At 68.1% G+C, this 21536-nt stretch carries 20 protein-coding genes, 1 tRNA gene and 1 pseudogene; 6 read left to right on the top strand and 16 right to left on the bottom strand.

The genetic code is table 11. The features are described 5' to 3' along the window. Positions 1-98 precede the first annotated feature (98 nt). Entirely contained in the window at positions 99-980 is an 882-nt protein-coding gene (locus tag Pflav_RS34620) for an IS5 family transposase (RefSeq protein WP_197938811.1), read from the top strand. Between the two features lie 394 nt (positions 981-1374). Here the strand turns inward: Pflav_RS34620 and Pflav_RS34615 are convergent, their stop codons facing one another. The 4 genes from Pflav_RS34615 to Pflav_RS34605 are packed head-to-tail and all read right to left on the bottom strand — an operon-like array spanning position 1375 to position 5831. Then, positions 1375-1992 carry a hypothetical protein gene (locus tag Pflav_RS34615; protein WP_173040932.1) on the bottom strand — a complete coding sequence of 206 codons (618 nt, stop codon included), beginning with the start codon at positions 1990-1992 and terminating at the stop codon, positions 1375-1377. Positions 1993-2044: 52 nt separating this feature from the next. Then, complete coding sequence (locus tag Pflav_RS34610) at positions 2045-4804, bottom strand: ATP-binding protein (RefSeq protein WP_173040931.1); 2760 nt, start codon at positions 4802-4804, stop codon at positions 2045-2047. Positions 4805-4860: 56 nt separating this feature from the next. Then, positions 4861-5145, bottom strand: coding sequence for a hypothetical protein (locus Pflav_RS44240; RefSeq protein WP_197938810.1), 285 nt, complete (start codon positions 5143-5145; stop codon positions 4861-4863). Continuing rightward, entirely contained in the window at positions 5142-5831 is a 690-nt protein-coding gene (locus Pflav_RS34605) for an alpha/beta hydrolase (protein ID WP_197938809.1), read from the bottom strand. The genes Pflav_RS44240 and Pflav_RS34605 overlap by 4 nt, the downstream gene beginning before the upstream one ends. A gap of 229 nt (positions 5832-6060) precedes the next feature. Between Pflav_RS34605 and Pflav_RS34600 the strand changes: the two genes are divergently transcribed. Beyond that, positions 6061-6132: transfer RNA gene (locus Pflav_RS34600), tRNA-Lys, on the top strand. On the opposite strand, the gene Pflav_RS34595 is transcribed toward Pflav_RS34600, so the two are convergent. The 6 genes and pseudogenes from Pflav_RS34595 to Pflav_RS34570 all read right to left on the bottom strand — a co-directional run bounded on the left by Pflav_RS34595 (position 6094) and on the right by Pflav_RS34570 (position 12031). Beyond that, positions 6094-6852, bottom strand: coding sequence for a recombinase zinc ribbon domain-containing protein (locus Pflav_RS34595; RefSeq protein ID WP_415624407.1), 759 nt, complete (start codon positions 6850-6852; stop codon positions 6094-6096). The genes Pflav_RS34600 and Pflav_RS34595 overlap by 39 nt on opposite strands. A gap of 90 nt (positions 6853-6942) precedes the next feature. Beyond that, positions 6943-7736: pseudogene (locus tag Pflav_RS49155) on the bottom strand (recombinase family protein); the annotation flags it as partial. A gap of 782 nt (positions 7737-8518) precedes the next feature. Further along, the gene (locus Pflav_RS34585) at positions 8519-9400 is read right to left on the bottom strand and encodes a replication-relaxation family protein (RefSeq protein WP_173042804.1); all 882 of its coding nucleotides are present in this window, start codon (positions 9398-9400) and stop codon (positions 8519-8521) included. Positions 9401-10425: 1025 nt separating this feature from the next. After that, the gene (locus Pflav_RS34580; RefSeq protein WP_173040929.1) at positions 10426-11289 is read right to left on the bottom strand and encodes a helix-turn-helix domain-containing protein; all 864 of its coding nucleotides are present in this window, start codon (positions 11287-11289) and stop codon (positions 10426-10428) included. Then, on the bottom strand, positions 11286-11822 hold the full coding sequence (locus Pflav_RS34575; RefSeq protein WP_173040928.1) for a DUF6879 family protein: 537 nt from the start codon (positions 11820-11822) through the stop codon (positions 11286-11288). Before Pflav_RS34575 ends, Pflav_RS34580 begins: the two co-directional genes overlap by 4 nt. Before the next feature lie 2 nt (positions 11823-11824). Further along, positions 11825-12031 (bottom strand): hypothetical protein, encoded by a 207-nt coding sequence (locus Pflav_RS34570; protein ID WP_173040927.1) that lies wholly within the window; start codon positions 12029-12031, stop codon positions 11825-11827. 148 nt (positions 12032-12179) lie between these two features. Here Pflav_RS34570 and Pflav_RS34565 point away from each other — a divergent pair, with 148 nt between their 5' ends. Then, positions 12180-12911 (top strand): hypothetical protein, encoded by a 732-nt coding sequence (locus tag Pflav_RS34565; RefSeq protein ID WP_197938808.1) that lies wholly within the window; start codon positions 12180-12182, stop codon positions 12909-12911. Positions 12912-13197: 286 nt separating this feature from the next. Continuing rightward, the gene (locus Pflav_RS34560; RefSeq protein ID WP_173040926.1) at positions 13198-14067 is read left to right on the top strand and encodes a hypothetical protein; all 870 of its coding nucleotides are present in this window, start codon (positions 13198-13200) and stop codon (positions 14065-14067) included. A 188-nt stretch (positions 14068-14255) separates the two neighbouring features. Here the strand turns inward: Pflav_RS34560 and Pflav_RS34555 are convergent, their stop codons facing one another. From Pflav_RS34555 to Pflav_RS34535, 6 genes are all read right to left on the bottom strand, one after another. After that, complete coding sequence (locus Pflav_RS34555; protein ID WP_173040925.1) at positions 14256-15572, bottom strand: UDP-glucose dehydrogenase family protein; 1317 nt, start codon at positions 15570-15572, stop codon at positions 14256-14258. Positions 15573-15638: 66 nt separating this feature from the next. Further along, positions 15639-16943, bottom strand: a complete 1305-nt coding sequence (locus Pflav_RS34550) for a UDP-glucose dehydrogenase family protein (RefSeq protein WP_173040924.1) — start codon at positions 16941-16943, stop codon at positions 15639-15641. Beyond that, complete coding sequence (locus Pflav_RS34545; RefSeq protein ID WP_173040923.1) at positions 16940-17740, bottom strand: class I SAM-dependent methyltransferase; 801 nt, start codon at positions 17738-17740, stop codon at positions 16940-16942. Before Pflav_RS34545 ends, Pflav_RS34550 begins: the two co-directional genes overlap by 4 nt. Before the next feature lie 86 nt (positions 17741-17826). Then, positions 17827-17955, bottom strand: a complete 129-nt coding sequence (locus Pflav_RS47685; RefSeq protein WP_269474565.1) for a hypothetical protein — start codon at positions 17953-17955, stop codon at positions 17827-17829. Beyond that, the gene (locus Pflav_RS34540) at positions 17952-18875 is read right to left on the bottom strand and encodes a helix-turn-helix domain-containing protein (protein ID WP_173040922.1); all 924 of its coding nucleotides are present in this window, start codon (positions 18873-18875) and stop codon (positions 17952-17954) included. Before Pflav_RS34540 ends, Pflav_RS47685 begins: the two co-directional genes overlap by 4 nt. Positions 18876-18899: 24 nt before the next feature. Beyond that, positions 18900-19727: a helix-turn-helix domain-containing protein gene (locus tag Pflav_RS34535; RefSeq protein WP_173040921.1), complete on the bottom strand. Its 828-nt coding sequence runs from the start codon at positions 19725-19727 to the stop codon at positions 18900-18902. A 732-nt stretch (positions 19728-20459) separates the two neighbouring features. Here Pflav_RS34535 and Pflav_RS34530 point away from each other — a divergent pair. Together Pflav_RS34530 and Pflav_RS34525 are read left to right on the top strand one after the other, a co-directional pair. Further along, positions 20460-21311 carry a helix-turn-helix domain-containing protein gene (locus tag Pflav_RS34530; protein ID WP_173040920.1) on the top strand — a complete coding sequence of 284 codons (852 nt, stop codon included), beginning with the start codon at positions 20460-20462 and terminating at the stop codon, positions 21309-21311. A 17-nt stretch (positions 21312-21328) separates the two neighbouring features. After that, entirely contained in the window at positions 21329-21532 is a 204-nt protein-coding gene (locus Pflav_RS34525) for a DUF397 domain-containing protein (RefSeq protein WP_173040919.1), read from the top strand. The last annotated feature ends 4 nt before the right edge of the window (positions 21533-21536 follow it).

Raw genomic sequence — 21536 nt, 5'->3', positions numbered from 1 at the left:
GGTGGTGTGTTAGGGGTGTTCGGCGTGGCGTGGGGGTATGGGTACGGGCTCTTGATAGGTAGACGGTTCCTACACCTACCCACCCTCAAGAGCCCGCGATGTCATTGAACCCTGCCCAGCTCACCGAGGCCAAGCCTGCCACGGCGGTGTCGTGCCAGTGCGGTTGTCTCACCCGCACCCGCCGGTATCCGACCGACATGACCGACGCCCAGTGGGCGATCCTGGAGCCGCTGCTACCGGTCCCGGCCTGCCAACTGCCCTCCGGTGGCCGACCCGAACGCCATCACCGGCGTGCGGTCCTGGACGCGATCTTCTACCTGGTCGACAACGGTGTGAAATGGCGGGCCCTGCCCGCGGACTTCCCACCCTGGCGGACCATCTACGGCCTGTTCGCCCGCTGGTCAGACAACCTGAACACGATCGAGCTGACCGACCGACTCCGCGCCAACCTCCGCCAAGCCCTGGGCCGCAACCCACAACCATCCGCCGGCTGCATCGACTCCCAATCCGTGGCCGAAACAGCCGAAGCCACCGTCCCCACCTCCACCAGCGGCTTCGACCCCTACAAACGCGTCAACGGCCGCAAACGCCACATCACCGTCGACACCCTCGGCCTCCTACTAGGCGTCGTAGTCACCCCCGCCAACGTCCAAGACCAACACGCCGCCCGAGCCCTGCTCGCCGACGCCGACCGACACGGCATCACACACCTGTGGGCTGACAAGGGCTACCACGTCGACGCCCTGATCACCACCGCGAAAGAACTATGGGACATCACCATCGAGATCGTCCGACGCGACCCCACCATCCGCGGCCTACAAATCCTTCCCCGCCGATGGGTCGTCGAACGCACCTTCGCCTGGACCAGCCGACGACGCCGCTGCGCCCGCGACTACGAACGACTCACCGACCACCACGAAACCATGACCCACTGGGCCGCCATCCTCACCATGACCCGACGACGAGCCCGACACCCCTAACACAACCCACCCCAACAAGTTCAGACACAGGCTCTATAGATCCGCGAGAGATCGTGGTACCCAACTGCCCCCAGCGGGGCAGATCGATACCACGATCTGCCAGACGGCGGCCCGTCGTAGCGTCGATCAAGCAAACCGAGCGCCCTTTGGGCGCACGTCGTGGATGGACCCCCGCCCAACCGCCGAGCTAGGTCAAAGGTCGGGCCGGAGCGCGGACCCGGCAGCGAAGGTCGCGGTTGGCCGACCACGACCGGGGGTGAGCTGGCCAACCGCGGAGGGTAAGGCCGCGGGAGCGACGGTCTGGACCACGACGAACGTCGCGGTAGCTCAATTTCCTTGGTTTGGGATCTTTGTCCGCGACATGACGCCGAGGCCACCCTGACCCCAAACCTTTCTAGACGGCCGGTGCGGGCTCGGTGACGTAGCCGACCACCCGGCAGACCTCGAAGCGGTCCGGTCCGGTCAGCAGCGCCGGATCCTCGCCGGGCAGCAGCTCGGTACCCATCGCAGCCTGGCCGATCGCCTCCAGCGCGGGCATCGTCGCGGCCAGCGTTACCACAGCGGACTTGGCCTCCTCCGGATCGAAGAGCACCAGCGTCCGCACCCGCCCAGGCAGGTCGCGGGTGGCCGGCAGGATCCGTTCCCGGCTGGCAAACCGGGCGGCCTCGATCCGGGCCGCGCTGAGCGGACCGTCGAAGTAGAGCAGCGTGGCCGCCTCCGGCCGCTCGCCGGCCGCGAGGCCCGGCCAGTCCTCCTCGACCTCGTAGATGTCGTCGCTGTGCAGCGTGATCGGCCGCGGCCCGCGCGCCGCCGAACGCTCCGAGGCGAGCACCGCGTCCTGGCGGGTCTGCCACAGCGTCACCATCGCGCCCCAGCCGATGCCGAGCTGCTCCAGAAGGAACAGGCCGGCGAAGCCCGGGTGCCCTGAAATCATCTCTGTTACCTGCGCCCGCAGGGCCTCGGTGTCCGGGCCGTTGAGGACGTCTCGCGTGGTCTGCAATCGTGCGTACATGCCAACACGGTGCGCCTTTCCCGGCCGTACCAAATCAGTGGTGGCACGTACTTCAGGTACGTAGTCCCTGCTTGAGCGCCCACGCCGCGACCTGCGTACGGTTGGCCAGCCCGAGCTTGGTGAGCAGGTTGCGTACGTGCGTCTCGACGGTCCGCTCGGAAAGCACCAGCTTCTCGGCGATGGCCCGGTTGGCGAGCCCGTCGGCGACGAGCCGAGCGATCTCGCGCTCCCGCCGGGTGAGCGGGACCGGCGCACCACCGGTGCCGCCCAGCTCGACGGCAAAGGCTGTCGCGGCGGCGAGCATAGGCGCCATGCCGAGGCGGCGGGCGGTGTGCGTGCACCGCTCCGCGAGCTCGGCGGCCCTCGCGCGGTCACCCGGTCCGTCGCGGGCCACGAGCGCGCGGGCGAGATCGAGGCGTACTGCCGCCTGTATCGCCGGCGCCCCGGCCCGCTGTTCCAGCGCCTCCGCCTCGGTCAGGTGCCGTACGGCCGTGTCCGGGTCACCGAGCCGGACCGCGAGCCGGCCGAGGATGCCCGCGACCGCGCCCAGGTATCCAGTGGCGTCGGCGAGGTGGTACCTGGAGTGCGGCAGCAGCGCCCGGTAGCAGAACTCCGCGACCTCCTTCGGCCCGTCGCCAGGCAGCCGGCACGCCATCTCCGCGGTCAGCCCGAGTGTCGGCATCCAGCGGGGATCCTTCGGCAGGCCGGGCAGCAGAGCCTGGAGCCGCTCGAAGTGCGCCCAGGCCCGCGCGGTGTCGCCGGCGGCGAGGCAGTAGTAGCCGTGTACCGACATCACGATCGCCACCGGGACGCTGCCGAACTCGCTCAGCCCCGGCTCGTACTCCCCGAACCGCCCGGTCAGCCGCAGCAGATCCATCATGAACGCGTAGAACAGCCCCGACGCGGTGACGTCCTGTAGCCCTTCGGCGACCTCGAAGGCGGCGAGCGCGAGCCGCTCGGCCTCCGCGAAGTCGCCCGAGGCGAGCGCGCGGGTGGCCTTCACACGCAGCAGGTGCCAGCGGGCCAGCGGCCACCCGAGCCGGTCGACGAGGCTGTCGAGCGCGGCGATCTCGACATCCACCGTGGCGAGCCCACCGAGCTGGAAGGCTGCGTCGACCCGCCAGAGCTGCCCCCACAGCGGCGCCTCTGGACGCCCCGGCACGGCACCGAGGTCGCGCAGTCGGGCGCCGAGCCGCAGCCGCTCAGCCACGCTGTCGGGGCCGGTCACAAGGCGGTGGCGGGCGTGCGCGACGTCGAACAGGGCCGCCGGATCACCGCTCCGCTCAGCCATCGCGGTCGCCCGCCGGCTGAGCTCGTCAGCGGCCTCCACCTGCCCGTACTCAGAGAGCGCGCCCGCGTGCTGCGCAAGCACCCGGGCGTGGATCGCGCTCTCCTCGTCCCGCAGCAGCGCCCGGGCCCGGCCGCACAGCGCGGCGATCGTCTCGTTGGGCGGGCCGTCGATGCCGCGGACGACAAGTGCCGCCCGCGCGACAAGGTCCGTCCGGCCGCACTCCTCGGCCAGGTCCGCCGCCGCGATGCAGTGCGCCAGCGCCTCGGTCACCTGCCCGTCCGCATATGCGGCGTCCGCGAGGTCCAGCAGCAGCTCCGCGCGCTCTACGTCGCCGACGCCGGCTCCGTCGGCGAAGTCCAGCGCCCGGGCGTACCAATGCGCGGCGTCCGCGAAGGCCAGGGCCCGATCCGCGACCGCGGCCGCCGCACGGCAGGCATCGACGGCGGTACGGCGGCTCGCCGCGTCAACCGCCGCCCGCACCCGATGCCGCGCCAGCTCGCCCGCGTGGGCTCTATCGGTCCCGTCCAGCGCGCCGGCGATCCGCCGGTGCCAGTCGATCCGCTCGGCGCGGGGCAGCTCGTCGTACCGCGCCTGGCGGACCAGCGCGTGCGCGAAGCGGAGCCGATCGGGCGTGTCTGGGTCGTCGACGAGTACGCCCGCCGCGATCGCCTCGGCGAGTGTGTCACCGACTTCGACGCCGGCCGCTCCGGCCAGGATCGAGACGTCGAACTCCTCGCCCAGCGCGCTCGCGCCACCGAGCAGCGCGCGGCAGGCGAGGCTGAGCCGCTCCAGCCGGTACCCGGCCATCGCCCGCACGTGCGCCGGTACCGGCAGCTCGGTGGCTGGGCCGGCGAGGCGGTCCTCCTGTACCAGCACCCGGGCCAGCTCGCGTACGAAGAGCGGGTTGCCACCGCTGATCCGGTGCACGTACGCCGGCCAGGAACTGTGTGCCCCCACCAGGTAGGCGGCCACGTCCGGCTCGGTGAGCGGCCCGAGGGGCAGCGTGTGCGCCGGGAGGCCAGCGAGGGGTGCGGTCACCTCGCGGGCCGTACCGAGCACCAGCACCCGGGCACCGCCGAGCTCCCCGCAGGCGTACCGCAGCAGCCGCAACGACGCGTCGTCCGCCCACTGGAGGTCGTCCAGCGCCACCACCAGCCCGTCGGGCTCGGCGGCGGCGAGCAGCGCGCGTACCGTCCGCTCGATCGCCAGAAACCGCGCCGCCTCCGGCGGACCCTCGCCCATCTCCAGCAGCGCCGGTGCGAGGCCGAGCTCCCGCCCCTGCTCCAGGACCCGCAGCCACGGCCAGAACGCCGGCGCCCCTTCGTCGGCCACCGCCCGCCCGGCCAGCACCGGCACACCGGACGCCGCCGCACCCTCGGTCACCCGCGCGACAAGCGCCGACTTTCCGATCCCGGCCTCACCGTGCAGCAGCACGAACGCACCCCGCCCACCAGCAGCCGCCGCCCGGAGCCGGGCCAACTCGGCCAGCTCCCGGTCGCGACCAACCAGACGGGTGTTCACGCTCGTATTCTGCGCCGCGCCGATGGGCAAAGAGGGCCCCGGTACGCAGCGTGGTGTCAGCGGGCCGTGAGGAGGTCCTCGAAGATCCTTATCACTTCAGGCCGCTCGAACGGACCGACGTGGGGCGCCGCGACGGTCCGTACGTCGGTCAGGTTGCCGGGCGTCAAGCGGTCGGCCTCGTTGATGAACCGGTCCTGTAGCGCCAGCGGAATCACCCGGTCATGGCTGAAGCGCACGTAGGTCCGCGGAATCGATCCCCAGGTACGCGCCCGACCCCGTCCTTCCGACAGGGGGATGCGGGCCGTCTCGTCTGGTTCGAGCATGTTCAGCAGACGGCTCACCGCGGGGTCGCTGAAATCGCCGGCCAGGCATCGCTTGACGGCGAGGAATACCGAGGGTCGGCCGAGCGCCAGTTGATCCGGGTCACGCCCAGTACAGCGGGGTCGCCAACCTGCGCCGCCACTACCTCGGGGACCAGGCTGGTGCCGTTCTCCGGCGTCTCGAGATAGGCAGCCATGCTCGGCAGTTCCACACAGCAGTACGCCGCGACGTAGACGACCCGATCGATGAGTTCGGGGACGGCATTCCCGACCCTACTCACGGTGACACCGCCCTGGCTGGCACCAGCAAGGATCACCGGACCATGACGACGGGCACGTCGTACTACGTCCACCGCGCGTTCGATGTAGTCGTCGATGGTGAACCCCGCGAGCGGCGACGGTTCGGTTGCCAGGGCCGCAAGGTCCTGCGGTGCCTGGTAGGAACGGGGGAAGAACCCTTCACGGCCGTGGCCCGGCATGTCGAGGCCCACCGCACGGTACCCGCGCAAGGTCAGTTCGCTGATCAGTCCTGAGCCCAGGACCGAGGAGGAGTGGGTGCCATGGATGAAGATCAGGGTCGGCGCTCGCCGATCATCCCGACGCCTGCCGCCAGCCGATGCGATGCCCGGTGTCGCCCACGCACCGGCCAACGCTCCGGCGACTCCAGCGGCGCCACGGAGCACGTTTCGTCGATCCATCTCGTTCATGGCGCCACGCTATGGCCGCAGGTCAGGGTGCCGATAGCCGGCCAACACCCCAACGCGTGGTAGGCATAACCCCACCGCCCGGAGGCCAGACGGCGGGCATCGCAGCCGGCCGCGGGCGTGCGCTCACCGTGACGGGCCGGCGACGGCATCCGCCCATCCAGGCGACACAATCCACAGGACGGAAGTGGCAGGCCACGGCATCGAGTGCTCCGGTAACCTGGTTGATCGCGGGCCGCTAGCTCAATGGCAGAGCTGAGGACTTTTAATCCTTAGGTTCGGGGTTCGAGTCCCCGGCGGCCCACCGACCGCACCATTGTGCGAACCGGTGTCTCTGCTTCGTTGTTGCCCTCGTCCGAGGTGGGCGGGGTAGCGGGGTGTCTTGGGTTGGGATCCTGAACACGGGTATGACTCCCTGGTCGGTGATCTTGACGTCGGCGATGAGGGTTTCGATGGCTGCCTTGCGCTCGCCGTGTGTGCCGACGGTGGTGACGCGGCGCAGGTAGGTGCGTAGCCGTTCGATGGTGCCGGGTGGTGGCGGCGCTGGCTGGGTGTCGAGGTGGTCGGTGATCTCGGTGTGCCGGGCGCGTAGTTGTTCGATGCGGGCGCGGAGTTCTTTGATGCGGGGGCCGGCGGTGGCGTCGTCCATGGTGCCGTTCTCGAACGCGGCGTGATACCGACCGATCGACGTCTCGGTGGTCTTGATCTGGGTGGTGATGGTGTCGAGTTCGGCGTGCCGGTCGACGTGGGCGTCCCGGTGCTGAGTGCGGGCGCGTTCGATGATGGCGGCCAGGACGTGGTCGGCGGTGGCGTAGAAGTCGTGCAGGGCTTGGAGTACGGCCTCGTCGATCTCGTCGGCAGGGATCCGTGGCGCTGGGCAGCCGGCTTTGCCGTATCGGGTGCGGGAGAAGCAGGTGTAGTAGCGGTACCGGCGGGTGCGGCCGTTGGCGGAGGTGCCGATGTACTTGTGGCCGCAGTGTGGGCAGGTGAGCAGCCCGGTGAGGTAGTAGTCGGAGTCGCTCATCGCGCGCTGGGTCTGGCCGTCGCCGCGCGCGGTCGCGATGTGCTGCGCGCGGGCGAAGGTGTCCCGGTCGATCAGTGGCTCGTGGGCGTCGGGGACGTAGACGTCGCGGTAGGCGATGTCGCCGACGTAGGCCGGGTTGTCGAGGATCCGGTTGATGGTGTAGCCGGCCCACGGGCTGCCAGTGCGGTTGGGGATGCCTCGGCGGTTGAGTTCGTCAGCGATGGCGCGGGTGCCCAGCCGGTCATGGGTGTAGAGGCGGAAGATCTCTCGCAGGATGGGTGCCTCGGTGGGGTTGGGGACGAGTTTGTGGGTGTCGGGGTTGACGTGGTAGCCGTAGGGGCGTGTGCCGCCGGCCCATTTGCCTTTGCTTGCTTTTGTGGTCATGCCGTGTTTCACCCTGTCGATGATGACGCTGCGTTCGAATTCGGCGAACATTCCGAGCAAATGTAGGAAGAGTCGGCCGATGGGGTGCCGGTGTCGAATTGTTCGGTGGATGAGGCGAATGCGACGTCGGTGTTGTCGAGTCGGGCGACGAGGTCGAGGAGGTCGAAGAGGCGGCGGGTGAATCGGTCGGTGCGGTAGACGAGGAGCAGGTCGAATCGGCCGGCCTCTGCGGCGCGGAGTGCTTTCTGAAGGCCGGGGCGGTTGGTGGTGGCGCCGGAGGCGTCGTCTTCGAATTCGGCGACGATGACCCAGTTGGGTTGGGCGGTCACGTATTTAGTGAGTGCGGTGCGTTGGGCGTCGAGGGAGAAGGGTTGGTGTTCGTCGTCGGTGGAGCGGCGGACGTAGATCGCTACTCGGCGGTGTCCTTGGTCGGGGTCGGGTTTGAGGGTGCGGGTGGGTCGGCCACGCCGCTTGGGTGGTGTGGTTGGGGTGCCTGCCATCAGGCGGTTCCTCCGTGCGGATGAGGGCTGGTCGGGTGGTGGCGGGCACGGTCGGCCCGCCACCGGATGCCGTGAGGGTCGGGGTTAGGTGGCGTCCTCGGGGTGGTCTTGCCAGTAGCGGTTGAGGAGCACCGCCCAGGCTTCGATCGCGTTGTCGAATTCTTCGGCGGTCATGGGAATAGTGTCGACGCGTACGACTCGGGTCGGAGTGGCGGATAAAGACTTTGCGCGGCGGTTGCCGCAGATGTTTTTCGCACCACCGGTTTTCTTTCGTTTGGTGGTACCGGGTCGCGGATTGTCAGGATAGCTCCCGACCGGGGTTTCGTGGTCCGGCTTTTCAGCCACGGTCCTCCGAAATGCATGCGTGAAGCCGTCAGGGTTCGGAGCCGTCGGTCCATACGATTTCCTTTCTCGCGCGGGCTTCGCACTACCGCAACGGAAGGTCGAATAGGGTGGTTGATGGTGGTCTCCTTTCTCGTGAGCTGGCGGACGATACCTCCGCGATCTGTCAGGGGAAGGGCTGTCGGTCTGTCAGTGCCCGTTCGGATCTGTCACGGCAGCGGCCCAGCGTCGGTGACAGACCGCTGACAGATCGACGTGCTTGGCTTGTCGCCAGCGGCGAGCTATCGTCCACCGCCGATTGGCCTGAGCGTTGGCGGGAGCGGGCGCTGTCCGCCGCTGTGCGCCGGTGCCGCCAGGTTGGTGGCCGCCAGGGGGCGTTCGGGCGGGACAGCGGCGCACGGGCGGGCGTGTGGCCGGCCTGTGGCGCGGCGGTGGTCGGGTCATGTCGCGCCGGCTAGGGCTCGGTCCACGACGAGGCGGGCCAGGTCGACCAGCCGTAGCCGCCGCCCGTCGCCGTGGACGGTGGTCCACACCGCCTCGGCAGGCGACAGGCCGGCCTGGGTGGCGTGGTCGCGGGCGCCGGTCACGGCGATCGCGCCGAGGCGGATGTCGGCCAGCCAGGATCGTAGGTGGCGTTCGCGGTCGGCGCTGTGTAGCCAGAACAGCACCGGCCACCCGCGGCCGATGGCGGCGAACAGGTCGTGGTAGCCGTGGAGCTTGTCGACCAGCACGCCGAGCTTCTCGGTGCCGGTGTCGTACTCGACGAACATCGGGACGGTGACGCCGTGTTCGACCCAGAGGGCGTACCCGTCGGGGCGGATACGGGGCTGGAAGGCGTGGGTCACCGTGGGGGCGTCGGGGCGCATGAACGGGCCGACGGTCCGGCACGCCGACTCCGGCCACCACAGCCGTAGTTCGGCGTCGGGGTGGGTGCGGGCGTAGCCGGCCAGGTCGATGAAGAACTGGTTGGTGCCCAACTTGTGCGGCAGGTTCGCCCGGTTGGTCAGATGCCACCGCCGGCGCCGGGCCGTGTCCTTGCGGGGTGGGTCCTCGCCGCGCTGTGCGGCGACGACCTCGACGCCGAGCTGGGCCAGGACGTAGTGGTACGGGTAGGAGCCGCCGTCGGGCTTCTGCGGCCGGAACCGGTCCACTACGCCGAGGACGGCGAGCTTGCGCAGTCGGTCCTGGGCGTAGTCGGTCGACGGGAACAGGGCGTGTGCGATCTGGAACGAGGTCAGCACACCGTGGTCGGCCAGCCAGCCGAGCAGGGTGTGGTCCCGGTCGGTCAGCTGGGACTGCACCCGCAGCACGGGATCAGTTATCGGTAGCCCCATGCGCACCTCCCCCGGGAGACCCGAAGACGAAGGGTCTGTCGCACCAGCCCACCGGCCGCCGATACCGGCGGCGGCCTGCGGTGACAGACGATTCGGCCGTCCGTGTGGGGGTCCGGTTCAAGCAGGAGGTCAACACGGGCGGCAAGCAGGACACCCGCGTGGAGACCGAGATGGGATCTGTCAGCGCCGGCTGGCGCTGACGGGCAGGTGGCGACCTTCTGGGATGGCCGCAAGGGTGAACGAACGGAAGACAAAAGGAACTCCTGAATCAGTTGATGGAGCTGGATCTGTTGAGGTGTCGATGGATTGGGAATCGCACCGATTCGAAGTGGTCGGCGGGCAGGGCTTGTCCTGCCGGGTGACGCCTGGCCGGGCGGACCGCGGGTTTGCGGTCGGATAGTCCACTGTGGTGTTGTCAAGGTACGAGCGCCGCCATGTGCGGCTGTGGTGGTTGTCGCAGCGACCCGCGGCGACAGGCAGGCATGGTCGAGCGTCAGGTGGTGTGCAGGGACGGCGGAGGAGAGCCGAACAGGGCACTCGGCCGAGGCGCCCGACACCAGTGAGGTGCCGACACCAGCCGAGGCGAGAAACTTGGCGAGGCGTCCGCATTGGCGCACGCCCAAGCCCGCGGCTCAACTCGCCGGGAACAGGTCCTTCATTAGCGTCCTCCTATCCATGTGGGCCAACCCCGATCGGCCGGGCCCTGCAACCGGGCCCTAAATCGAAACGAGGCGCTCCTACGAGCGCCCCAGCCTCACTATGGGCCCGGCGAACAGAAGAACCAGTCGCGCGGGGGACTTACCTCCAGTAGGAGCCATCCAGGCCTCTCGGTCAAGAGAAGGCCCGGTCACGATTTGGTCACGGAGGTTGACACCAGCACCAACTAGTGCTATCCGTTACCGACTGGTCCCAGGTAACGCTGACTAGTGCTGCTGAGTCCAGACGCGACGACGTGCCAACCTTCGGCTCCCAAAGGTCGTAGCTGCCGTCCAACTCGCGTCGGCACGGTCGTGCTACGGGTTCGGTGTCGCCTCCCGGAGATCTTCGATCGTCGCCGTGATGAGTCGGCGGGCCTCCTCGCCCGTGACCGCCTCGTCCGCGAGGCTGGCCATGGCGCGGGCGTAGGCGGCGGCCTCGTCGCCGTGGTGCATCGTCTCGCCAGTAAAGGTCTCCACGACCGCCAGATCGTCGTCGAAGAGAATGAACCCGTTCTGCGGCGTTGTGGTCAACTCGACGCCGAACGGAATGATCCCGAAGGAGATGTGGGTCAGGCCTGTCACGCTGAGGAGCCGGTCGAGCTGGGCGAGCATGACGTCTCTGGGACAGAGCAGCAAGCGCAGGGCGGCCTCGGTGATGACGAACTCAAATCGCTTGCTGGTGTCGTACAGCACCTGCTGGCGACGCATCCGTTCCGCCGTGGCGTCGTCGATCTCCTCGGGGTTCGCGCCGTGCAGGCGCGTCCCCTCGGCGATGCGGCAGCGGGCGTACGCCGCAGTCTGGAGCAGGCCGGGGACGTAGACAACCTCGGCATTGCGGATCACGGCGGCACGGCGGGCGAGCTCGTCATAGTTCCGCTGTATCCCGACCTGGCCGAGCCGGACCTGCTGCCTCCACTCCTGGTGCAGCGCCTGGGCTTCCGCCAGAAGGGTCACCAGCTCCGCCGCGACCGCTTCAGATGCCCGGCAGGCTTCAGCCCAACCGCCGATGTCTTCGTCGGCCGGCATTTGCTTGCCGGTCTCGATCTTCGACACCTTGGACTGAGGCCAGCCAAGGTCACGCGCCAGCTGCGTGCCAGTCAACCCGGCGGCACGCCGGGTGGCACGTAGCCGCTCGGTGAGACCGCCGGGCCGATTGAGCCAGTCTTCGATCGAGTTCACGGCGCTGTGCGGTACTCCACGGCGGAAACGCTGTGCTGGACGGCGAGATCCCACCACGCCTGGTGCCGCGCGACGGTCTCGGAGTCGGAGATGATCTCACCGCCGAGCGGCTCACCGTCTGGGGCGAACCGCATCAGTGCCAGCCGCTGCGAGTCGAACAGCCACCAGTCGTCCCGGACCGGCAGGCCGGCCTCGATGGCGCGGCTGCGGCTGATGTAGCGGATGGTCTCGCCGGCGTCGATGTTGTACTGTCCGCTCCACATCTCCCAGCGCTGGTAATCGGTGGGCGGCTCCTCCAAGACGCGGACGCGTTCGACCCGCCGGCCCTGCGAGGTGACCGCTCGGATCTGATCGAGCCAGGCGGCGTAGAACGGGAACTCGGTCACAGGTCGAGGCTCACCGGCCAGGAACTCCTCAATGGACTCGCGTTCGTCAGTCACCGCATAGACGGGCTGGACCTCCAACCGGAACGCGGTGTCGGTGAAGTACCGGAAGAGGCTGTTGAAGTCCTCGCCGGTGAGCTGCTCGCCCATGCTCAGCGGCTTCCCGCGATGATCCCGGCGATCACGTCGGCGGGCACCTCGACCGCGGTCTCGTTGTCGGCCAGGTCGCGCAGATTGGCCCGGGTCTCGTCGTCGATCTTCCAGCCCTGGACGACGTAGTTACCGTTCTCGGCCCGGTACAGCGCCGGGCAGTTGCCGGTCCCGCTGCTGTCCCACTTCCGGATGAACTCCAGTCGCATGGATCCTCCCATCACGCTGCGGGTATTCCGCCTTCCTCAGATCATGCTCACACGTCAGCCCAGTATGCGCAATATTCTTCGACATTCGACGCGGCTCACCTGACGGAGCGACGCCAGCGAGCGACGATCACCGCATAAGGTGCGTCGAATGGAGGCGAGTGAGACGGCAGCCGGGCACGTGATTGGCTCAAAAATCGAGTACGCCGCCGCGTTCGACCGGCTGTTCGAGCGCGGCCGCGAGGCTGTCCTCGCGGGTACGCACTACTGCGACACGCCGCCCGTGGAGGGCGGCCGGTGGGGCCTGTCCGTGGTCTTCCAGCCGGACCCGGCGTGCGCGGCTCGACTGGCCGCAGTGACCGCCGAGGCGCTGGCCATCGCCGGCGCCGGCCACTGGCCGACGGGCGCGCCTGAAGCCGCGCACTTCACGGTACGGGCGATCCAGGCGCACCGAGCGGCCGTCCCCGACGACGATCCGTTAGTCGTTCGATGCACGGCGGCGTTGGAACGGGCGGCGATTAGGTCGCGGCCAGTTCGGATACGGCTGGGCGGGCTGACGCTCACGCCGTCCGGCGTCATGGCGTGCGCCTACCCCGGCGACTCGGCGGCCGACGAGTTCGCGGGGCGGCTTGGCGAGGAGTTGGGCGAAGACGGCTGGTTCGAAAGGGACTTCCATCGGGACATCTGGTACGCCACCCTGGTCCACTTCACGGGGCCGTTCGACGACCCGACGGAACTGGTGGACTGGGTTACCGCACGCCGACACGTCGACCTGGGCGAGGTCCTCATTGAGGAAGCTGAACTGCTTCGCTTTAGGTTCAATGGCCGCCAGCCGGTGCGCATGCCCGTGGCAACCGTTCCGCTGACGCCGCGCGTCCAGTAGCAATTGCACTACAGGCTGAGCGGTACCGAACCGGCACGGCACAACGTTTTGGTGCGTAGTTCCAGCACGGGCCTGGCATTTGTCACGTCTCCGAGTCAACCTCGCAGCGTCGCTGCAATCGGCGCTTTGGCCGGTGCGGCGGCGTGGCTAACGGCGAACTCGGACAGGCACGGAGATCAGAGTGATCGACTCACCGGAGGCTACCGCTACGACCTGGCCCGGCGGCTCGAACGGCGCGTGGACACATCTGGACCGGCCCTGCAGCGGCTTACGCTAAGGTGTGGCCGTGGCCTTCGACGCTCACGTACTTAAGGTACTTATCGCATCCCCCGGCGACACCAGAGACGAACGCGATGCCGTGGAGCGTGCACTTCACGCTTGGAATGCCGACAGAGCGGAACGCGAGCAAGTGGTCTTGCTCCCTCGTCGATGGGAAACCAATGCGGTACCTCGCTTGGGTTCGCGCGGCCAAAGTGTCATTAACGAACAATTGGTCGACACGTCGGACATCGTCGTGGCCCTGTTCGACAGCCGCCTAGGCATGGCGACCGAGGCGGCTGTATCCGGCACGGCTGAAGAGATCCAACGCTCCCACGATTCCGGCAGGCCGGTGCATGTCTACTTTTCCGAGGAGCCAATTCCCCGTGAAGCTGACCTTGAGCAGGTTAAAGCGTTGGAAGACTTCAAGCGGACTCTGATGCCTCTGGGGCTACTGGGAACCTACGTGTCACCGGACGATCTCGGCTACAAGGTGCGACAAGCCATCGAAAGTGACCTAGGTCATCTTAACCTTGGAGCTGTAGTGCGGGGCAGCGCTGCAGCGGACCACGCCGTCTTGCGCGCGTCCTATACATACGAGCGGGAGCCGTATGTCGATTCGAAGGGACGAACTAAGTACCGCACACGCGCAGAGCGTCTAATCGTGCGTAACATCGGGGTCCGCACAGCCGAGCAGGTCCACGTTGAGATCCGAGCGCTTCAACCCGAAGATTCAGCGCCGATCTTGCACGGGAAGGAGAGGCCAGACATCATTCCGTCAGGCGAGTTCGGCTGGCCGCTGCTGGTCATGGCGGGAACCAGCCGTGCGATCGAGGTTGTGATGTCATGGACCGAAGACGATCAAGAACACTTGGAGAAGCAGCACGTGGCCTTTTAATTATCAGCACGCGTATTTGAGGCACCTGGACGAGCCGAGCGTAGCCGCATTCGGTTTAAATGCGTCACATTCCGTCGATTCGTCTAACTCTCCAACTTGCTGGACAATTGCTTCACGCCCTTAGCGTATTCGCTATAGCGTCGTCAGCGGGGATACTACTGCGCGCAGTATCCCCGCCCCAGATGCCTCTACGGCTGGTGGCCGAGGCCGGTAACCATCCAGCCAGCGGAGCGCCAGCGTGTTCCGGAGGTGACGCCTTGGGTGTCTACCAGGACCCGCCTCACCACCCGGTCGCCGATGACGTACGGGTCGAGGGTGCCGAACTCAGGCCACCCGGTGGCGATGAGGATGAGGTCGGCGTCCTGGGCGGCTTCAGCTGCACTGGGCGCGTAGCGGAGGGCTGGAGCCGCCTCACGGGCTTGGGCCATGGCTTGCGGGTCGTAGACGGTGACGTGCGCATCAAGGTCGTGCAGTCGTTGGGCGACATCCAGAGCGGGTGAGTCGCGTACGTCGTCGATGCCCGGCTTGAACGCGGCACCCCACACCGCTATGCAGCGGCCGGACAGTTCTCCACCGGCTGCGACGCGCGCGAGTTCGACCGCTCGTTCGCGCATGTGCTGGTTGATGCCATCCACGGCGCGTAGGAGGTTGGCTGCCGCGTTGATGCCGTTGGTGTCGGCTTGGTGAGTGAAGGCGTGCAGGTCTTTGGGGAGGCAGCCGCCGCCGAAGCCGAGGCCGGGGTGGAAGTAGTGGTGTCCGATGCGGGTGTCGTGGCCGATGGCTTCGGCGAGGTCGGCGACGTTCGCACCGACGGCGTTGCACATCTCGGCGATGGCGTTGACGAATGAAATGCGGGTGGCGAGGTAGGCGTTCGCGGTGGCCTTGACCATCTCGGCGGTGGACAGGTCGGTGACGACGAGTGGGCAGCCATGGTTGGCGGTGATTGGCGCATACAGCATCCGCAGGGTCTTCTCGGCTTCGGTGGAGCTGACGCCGATGACGATCCGGTCCGGGGTCAAGGTGTCGGCGACGGCCGTACCCTCGCGCAGGAACTCGGGGTTCCAGGCCAATTCCACGGCTTCGGCGGCAGGTGCCAGGCGGCGGGCTAGGTCTTCGATGGTGCGGGCGGTGCCTGGTGACACAGTGGACTTGCCGACGATAAGGCAAGGCCGGTGCAGGTGCGGGCTGAGCTTCTCAACGGCTGTGGAGAGTTGGGACAGGTCGTAGGCGCCATCGTCGCCGGATGGAGTGCCGACAGCGAGGAAGTGCACATCGCCGTGCTCGCCGGCGTGGGCGAAGTCGGTGGTGAACCGGAGCCGTCCGGCGCCGATGTTGCGGGCCAGGAGCGCATCGAGTTCGGGCTCGTGGAACCAGCTCCGGCCGGTGTTCAGGGTGTCGACCTTGGTTGGGTCGATGTCGACGCCGATGACGTCGTGCCCGATCTCGGCCATGCCGGCTGCGTGGGTGGCGCCGAGGTGCCCGGAGCCAATAACGGTGATCTTCAACGAGTGTCCTTCGTGTGAGTGGAGTTTGGTTCGGGTCGAACGTCGAGAAGGCAGTGGCGGCGTTCGTCAGAGGACCGAGACGGTCCAGCCGGCGGCGCGCCAGAGGTCGCGGTCGAGGCCCGGGCGGGCGTCGACGAGGGTGGGGATCGGGCCAGGTGTGAGGGTGGCTGGGTCGATGGCCGCGAACTCTGACCACGCGGTGAGATGGAGCAGCACTCGAGCGCCATCGACCGCTGCGACGGCGTCTGTGGCGTAGGTCAGCTCGGGATGCTCGACGCGGGCGTGCGAGATGGCCAGCGGGTCGTAGACGGTGACGTGGGCGCCAGCCTCATGTAGGCAGGCGGCGACGTCGAGGGCGGGCGAGTCGCGAATGTCGTCGATGCCGGGCTTGAACGCTGCTCCCCACACGGCGATGGGCTGGCCGTCGGGGTCACCGCCGAGGGCTTTGACCGCCAGGTCGACGGCTTGGCCGCGGCGGGCCTGGTTGATGTCGTCGACGGCGGTGAGGAACTCGAGCGAGTGGCCAACGCCGAGGTCGGTGGCGAGGGCGACGAACCCGCGGATGTCCTTACTGAGGCAGGAGCCGCCGAAGCCGAGGCCGGGCGCGAGGTAGTGCCGGCCGATGCGGGTGTCGCGGCCGATGACTTCGGCGAGGTCATCGATGTTCGCACCGGCGGCGTCGCTGAACATGGCCAGGGCGTTGACGAAGGAGATGCGGGTGGCCAGGAAGGCGTTGGCGGCCAGCTTGCACAGTTCAGCCGTTTTCAGGTCGGTGACGACCAGCGGCACCCCGTCGGCCAGACATGGTGCCCATAGGTCACGAAGGATCGGTTCGGCAGCGCCGCCGGGCTGGACGCCGAGGACGATGCGGCTGGGCCGGCGTACGTCGGCGATGGAGCAGCCTTCGCGCATGAAGTCGGGTGATGCCGCTACCTCGATCCGCACTCCGGACGGCGCCCGCTGTGCGATGCGTGTGGCGATCTGATCGCAGGTGCCGGCGGGGACGGAGGACTTGACCACGATGAGGCTGTTCTTGTCGATGACGCCGGCGAGCGTGTCGGCGGCGGCGTACACGTCGGATAGGTCGTGGTGGTTGCTGCCAGTGCGCTGCGGCGTCGGGACGGCGATGAAGTGCACGGTGGCGTGTCTGGCCGCCTCTGCGTAGGAGCCGGTGAAGGTGAGGTGGCCGGTAGCCGCACCGTTGGTGATCGCCTCGGCCAGTCCTGGCTCGGCGAAGGGTGCCTTGCCTGTCTGGAGTGCGGCGACGGTGTCCGGGTTGGCGTCGACACCGAGCACGTGGTGGCCGAGGCTGGCCATGCCGGCGGCGTACGGAGCGCCGAGGCGTCCGGTGCCGATGACGGTGATGTTCATAGGTCCTCCCCGCGACGGGCGATGATCAAGCCGGGCTGGGTCGTGGTGATGAAGACGCCGGATGGCTCCGCGGCCGCCAGTAGCGCCCGCAGGTCTTGGTCGAAGGCGTCGAACCGGTCGCCGAGCACGGGCGGCGACGTGTACGCCTGGGTGTACTGGTTGCCGATTACCTGTTCCAGGTCCAGGCGGACGCGTTGGTCGGCGCGGGTAACGGTGAGGTGGTTAAAGGCGGAGGCACGCAGCACGGTTTCGTGGTCTCCACCAGCCGGTTCCCGGTAGAGCGCGCCAGGACCTGCGAACCGGGCCGGGCCGAGATGGCGATGGATGACTCGGTCGACGAGGGGATACCACCACGGCTTTGGCGTGCCGGTGGTGAAGGACATGACCACGGCGACGAACCCGCCGGCGACGACGAGCCGGTCGAGTTGGTGCAGGACGGCCTCGCGGTCGAACCAGTGGAACGCGTCGCCGATGCTCACACCGGCCACGGTGGGTAGGCCGGACAGGGCGTGCACGTCGCCAACCCGCCAGTCCACAGGGGCGCTGAGTAGCCGGTCTGCGGCGGTGGAGCGCGCGGCCTCGATCATGTCCGGGCTGGCGTCGACTGCGATGACATCACGGCCCCGCTCGGCGAGCGCCAGAGCGACCGAGCCGGGGCCGCAACCCAGATCCAGGACCGTGCCGGCTGGCGTGAGGCGGGCGAGATGGTCCATGAAGGACGGTGGATGCGCGATCCGGTACCGCAGGTAGGTGTGGGCGGTACCAGCGAACAGTGCGGCTGGATCGGCGTACAGCATGGCGGCTCCAGATTTAGCGCGGCGATATCCAGCCGTCCGGCAAATTGGGTGCGATGTCAGGCTGGACGGGCGCGAGCGTTGTTCGGCTATCCGCTGACTGGCCGGGCGGCGTTGGGCCTAGCGATGGGGATGTCGTGCTCGTCGGCGTAGGCCGCGATGCGATGCGCGGCGACCGTGAGGCTGCGGGAGACCTCGGCGTTGGGGCTGATCGTCACTCCGACACCTCCGGTTTGGTGGCGGGAAGTTCGGCGCCAGCGCCGAGTTGGCAGGCAGTCTGTTCGATGAGGTCTATGGAGTCGGTGGGGCTGAGGGCAGCCTTGCCGAGTTCGCCGAATGCGGTCTCGTACCGGTCGGCGGTGGCGCCTTCGATCACCATCCGGCCGCCCAGGTGGGTGAGTACGGCGACCGTCGGGTAGGGGGCCCGCATGCGGCACACCGTGAAGGCACCGTCGACGCCGTCGTGCAGACCGCCGTTCGTCGGAAGGACTCGCAGGTTGACGTGAGGTCGTTCGACGGCTCTGGTCAGGTGTTCTAGCTGGGCTTGGAGGATGGCCCTACTGCCGGCGGGTCGGTACAGGACGGCCTCGTCGATGATCGCGGTCAGTCGAGTGGGCGGCTTGTTGTCCAGAATCTGCTGCCGGTGCAGGTGCTGGCGTATCAGCATGTCGACCTTCGCCATGGACGGCTGGCCGCCGAGGCTGTGCTGGATGACAGCCTCGGCGTAGTCGCGGCCTCGCAGCAGCTCGGGGATGAGGACGGTGGCGTATACGCACAGCTCCTCGGCCCGGGACTGCACCCACCAGGGGTCGATCACCTGCCGCGCGGCGTCCTGCGCGTTGCGGGGCGCGTCGTCCTTCTCCCACTGGTCCAACCGCCACGCATCGCGCGCCATCGAGATCAGCTCGTCCCGCTCGTCCTCGTCGTGCACGCCGTACACGTCGAGTAGGGCGCTCACATGCTCCTTGCGGAACGGCCACTCCGCCCTCTCGTAGCGGGCGAGCGTGCTGAACTCCACGCCGAGGTACCCGGCGATGTACTTGAGGACCAGGCCACGTTCCTCCCGCAGCTGGCGCATCCGTTCGCCCAGATACTGGGCGCGAATCGTCTGCGCGAACTGTTCTCGCTTGCTGGGCATCGGGGTGCAGTTCCTTTCGGCTGGTTACGGAGTTTGTCTGGCTAGGCTGGTGATCAACTGGGCGGACGCACGGGTGTCCAGGGCAGCAGCGGCGAGTTGGTCGAACGCGGCGGCATACTGGCGGGCAGGGCGTCCCTCATGGACCACAGGCCCAGAGGCGCTGTGCGTCACCGCCGCGACGGCGGTGTACGGACCGGGCACGTCGAACACAGCGAACGAGCAGTCCGTGCCGTTCAGCTCGCGGCTCGGCGTCGGCGTGACGCGTACCTGGATGTGGACGTTCGGGGCGCGGATGGCCTCGGCCAAGCGCAGTAGCTGATGCCGCAGTACGTCGGCGCCGCCCACCAGCCGGCGCAGCACCGACTCGTCAACGACGGCGTGCAGGCCGCCGGTGAGGTTCTCCAGGAGCGATTGCGTGGCGGACACGGGGCGTTCAGGTTGCTTGGCTGCTACTGCGTACTGCGGTGTCTGCAGCAGGCCCGGCACCAGGACGGCGTCGTGGCAGCGGATCCGGCTCGCCTGCGTCTCAAGCCAAAGCCAGTCCAACATGGCTGGATCGTGGCGCGGCCCGCCTGGGTTGCCAGCCGACTTCCCCGCGTGCCGAGCAAGCTGGAGCAGTCGCCCGTACTGGTGGGGCTCCTGTACCTGATACAGGTGCAGGAGCCGGGCCGTATGGCGGTGGTCGAGGACCTGCCCGCCGTTCTCATAGTCCCTCGCGTCGGCGTAGTGGACGCCTGCTATGGCGGCTGCGTGCTGCAAGCTCAGGCCGCGCGCCTGCCGAAGCTGGCGCATCTGTTCGCCCAGCCACCGTGCCCGCAGCGAGCCTTTTGAGCCGTTAGCTTTCGTGGCCACGTCCACCTCCGCAGCGGTTGCCGCTCGTGCGCCCAGCCCAGGCCGCCGTTCGAGACTGCGCTGACACGAGCCGGTCGGCGCCGAGGGGCTGTGTGGTGGACACCAGGGCACTCCTTCGCAGGGGGATCGGATGCCTGTCTGCCCGCCGCCGCGCCCTCCGGCAGCGACGGCGGCCAGAGTCTTCAGGTCCGCCAGACGATCGAGAGGTCGTCGACAGTCCCGCCGAGCCGGATTGCAGCGACAGAGCGGCGGACAATGACGGCCCGCTGCCCAGCGGGAACTCCGCCGAACACCGCTGGGACCTCCCTCTCGGCTGCGTCAGCAACAAGCCGCTCGACGGTGTCGGCATCCACCGGTCCCAGCCGGCAGCCGCAGACACCCCGGTACGCCCGGCGGCCCTCTGGGAGCCGCATCGGGTGGAGCGGCAGCCCGCATGCCGCGCAGAAGATCAGGCCTCGCAAGCTCGCGGCCTTCGCGGTTATGACAGGCCATATCGGCAGCTGACTCGTGAGGATCACGGCACCCCCTCGTCCGGCGGCGCCTGGGTCTATCCCCAGGCCCTCAGTAGGCTTGCGAATATATTCTTCGATTCACGATCGCATTCTAGGATCGGGGTGTCAATGTTCTGCCGTAAGTTCGCAGCCCCAGCTGGCGAGCGACCCGTCCGGGTACGCCGCGCGCAGGCGAGGACGCGGCGAGCGAGCGGCGTAGGCGGCGTCATGGGAGGGCGGCATGCCAAGGCCGATCGGTCCAACCATCCCCAGGTGGCAGCTCGGCGAGCAGTTGAGCCGCCTCCGCGACCGGGCTCGGGTATCGCAGCGTCAGATAGCCGAACGCCTCGGCTGCTCCGTCAGCAAGATCCAGAAGGTCGAGGCCGGCGAGGTTGGCGTGGTCAAGGCCGAACTGGAGGCCATGCTGAGCGCGTACAACCTGACCGATGAACAGATGCGCGAGGAACTGTTCGAGCTACAAAGGCTCGGCAAGCAGCGTGGCTGGTGGTCGAGGTTCGGAGCCGTGCCGACCCCGTTCGCGACCTTTCTCGGCCTAGAGAGCGCGGCCACCAGGATCAAGGTCTTCGAGCCGATGGTCGTACACGGCCTCCTCCAGACTGAGGACTACGCGCGAGCCATCGCCGGCACCGTCTCCCTCACCTCCGACCAGGAGCAGCGCGAGCGCCAGGTACGCATCCGCATGCAACGGCAGGAGATGGTCTTCGCTGAGGACCCACCCGAGATATCGGTCATCCTCGACGAGGCCGTCCTACACCGGCAGATCGGCGGACCTCAGGTGATGTGCACGCAGCTCAAGCACCTCCTGGAACCGCCGCCGTCGGTCACCGTCCAGGTGGTCCCGTTCGAGAGCGGCGGCTACCCAGGCACGCTCGGCGCGATGACCATCTTCGAGTTCGAAGAGCACATGCACACGCCTGTCGTCTACGTCGAGGGCCAAGCCGGCAACCTCTATCTGGAAAGGGAGGACGACCTCCGCCGGTGTAGCGTGGCTTACAACCACATGTCCGCGTCCGCGCTCAGCAGGCAGGAGTCGCACGACCGGATCGCTGCGGTGGCCCGCCGATACGAGTAGTCGGGAAGGAGCGAACGGTGACCTCCGACCTGTCCCACGCCATCTGGCGCAAGAGCACAAGATCGCAGGACAACGGTGGCTGCGTCGAGGTCGCCAACCTGCCGGACGGCGTCGCAGTACGCGACTCCAAAGACCCCGCCGGACCGGCGCTAATCTTCACCAGTGGGCAGTGGGCCGGCTTCATCGCCGCGACAGCGAGTGGATCCCTCAGCAAGGTTTGACCGC

Origin of the sequence: Phytohabitans flavus (assembly GCF_011764545.1) — a bacterium.
Lineage (GTDB): Bacteria > Actinomycetota > Actinomycetes > Mycobacteriales > Micromonosporaceae > Phytohabitans > Phytohabitans flavus.
Note: the sequence above shows the minus strand (reverse complement) of the source record. Positions and strands in the feature narration are given on the sequence as shown.

Bases quoted from the DNA above. Each gene is read 5' to 3' on its own strand.
- Pflav_RS34620 (WP_197938811.1), top strand. From the start codon at position 99: ATGTCATTGAACCCTGCCCAGCTCACCGAGGCCAAGCCTGCCACGGCG.
- Pflav_RS34575 (WP_173040928.1), bottom strand. From the start codon at position 11,822: ATGGGCGAGCAGCTCACCGGCGAGGACTTCAACAGCCTCTTCCGGTAC.
- Pflav_RS34545 (WP_173040923.1), bottom strand. From the start codon at position 17,740: ATGCTGTACGCCGATCCAGCCGCACTGTTCGCTGGTACCGCCCACACC.
- Pflav_RS34565 (WP_197938808.1), top strand. From the start codon at position 12,180: ATGGAGGCGAGTGAGACGGCAGCCGGGCACGTGATTGGCTCAAAAATC.
- Pflav_RS34530 (WP_173040920.1), top strand. From the start codon at position 20,460: ATGCCAAGGCCGATCGGTCCAACCATCCCCAGGTGGCAGCTCGGCGAG.
- Pflav_RS34570 (WP_173040927.1), bottom strand. From the start codon at position 12,031: ATGCGACTGGAGTTCATCCGGAAGTGGGACAGCAGCGGGACCGGCAAC.
- Pflav_RS34550 (WP_173040924.1), bottom strand. From the start codon at position 16,943: ATGAACATCACCGTCATCGGCACCGGACGCCTCGGCGCTCCGTACGCC.
- Pflav_RS34595 (WP_415624407.1), bottom strand. From the start codon at position 6,852: ATGAGCGACTCCGACTACTACCTCACCGGGCTGCTCACCTGCCCACAC.
- Pflav_RS34615 (WP_173040932.1), bottom strand. From the start codon at position 1,992: ATGTACGCACGATTGCAGACCACGCGAGACGTCCTCAACGGCCCGGAC.
- Pflav_RS34540 (WP_173040922.1), bottom strand. From the start codon at position 18,875: ATGCCCAGCAAGCGAGAACAGTTCGCGCAGACGATTCGCGCCCAGTAT.
- Pflav_RS34605 (WP_197938809.1), bottom strand. From the start codon at position 5,831: ATGAACGAGATGGATCGACGAAACGTGCTCCGTGGCGCCGCTGGAGTC.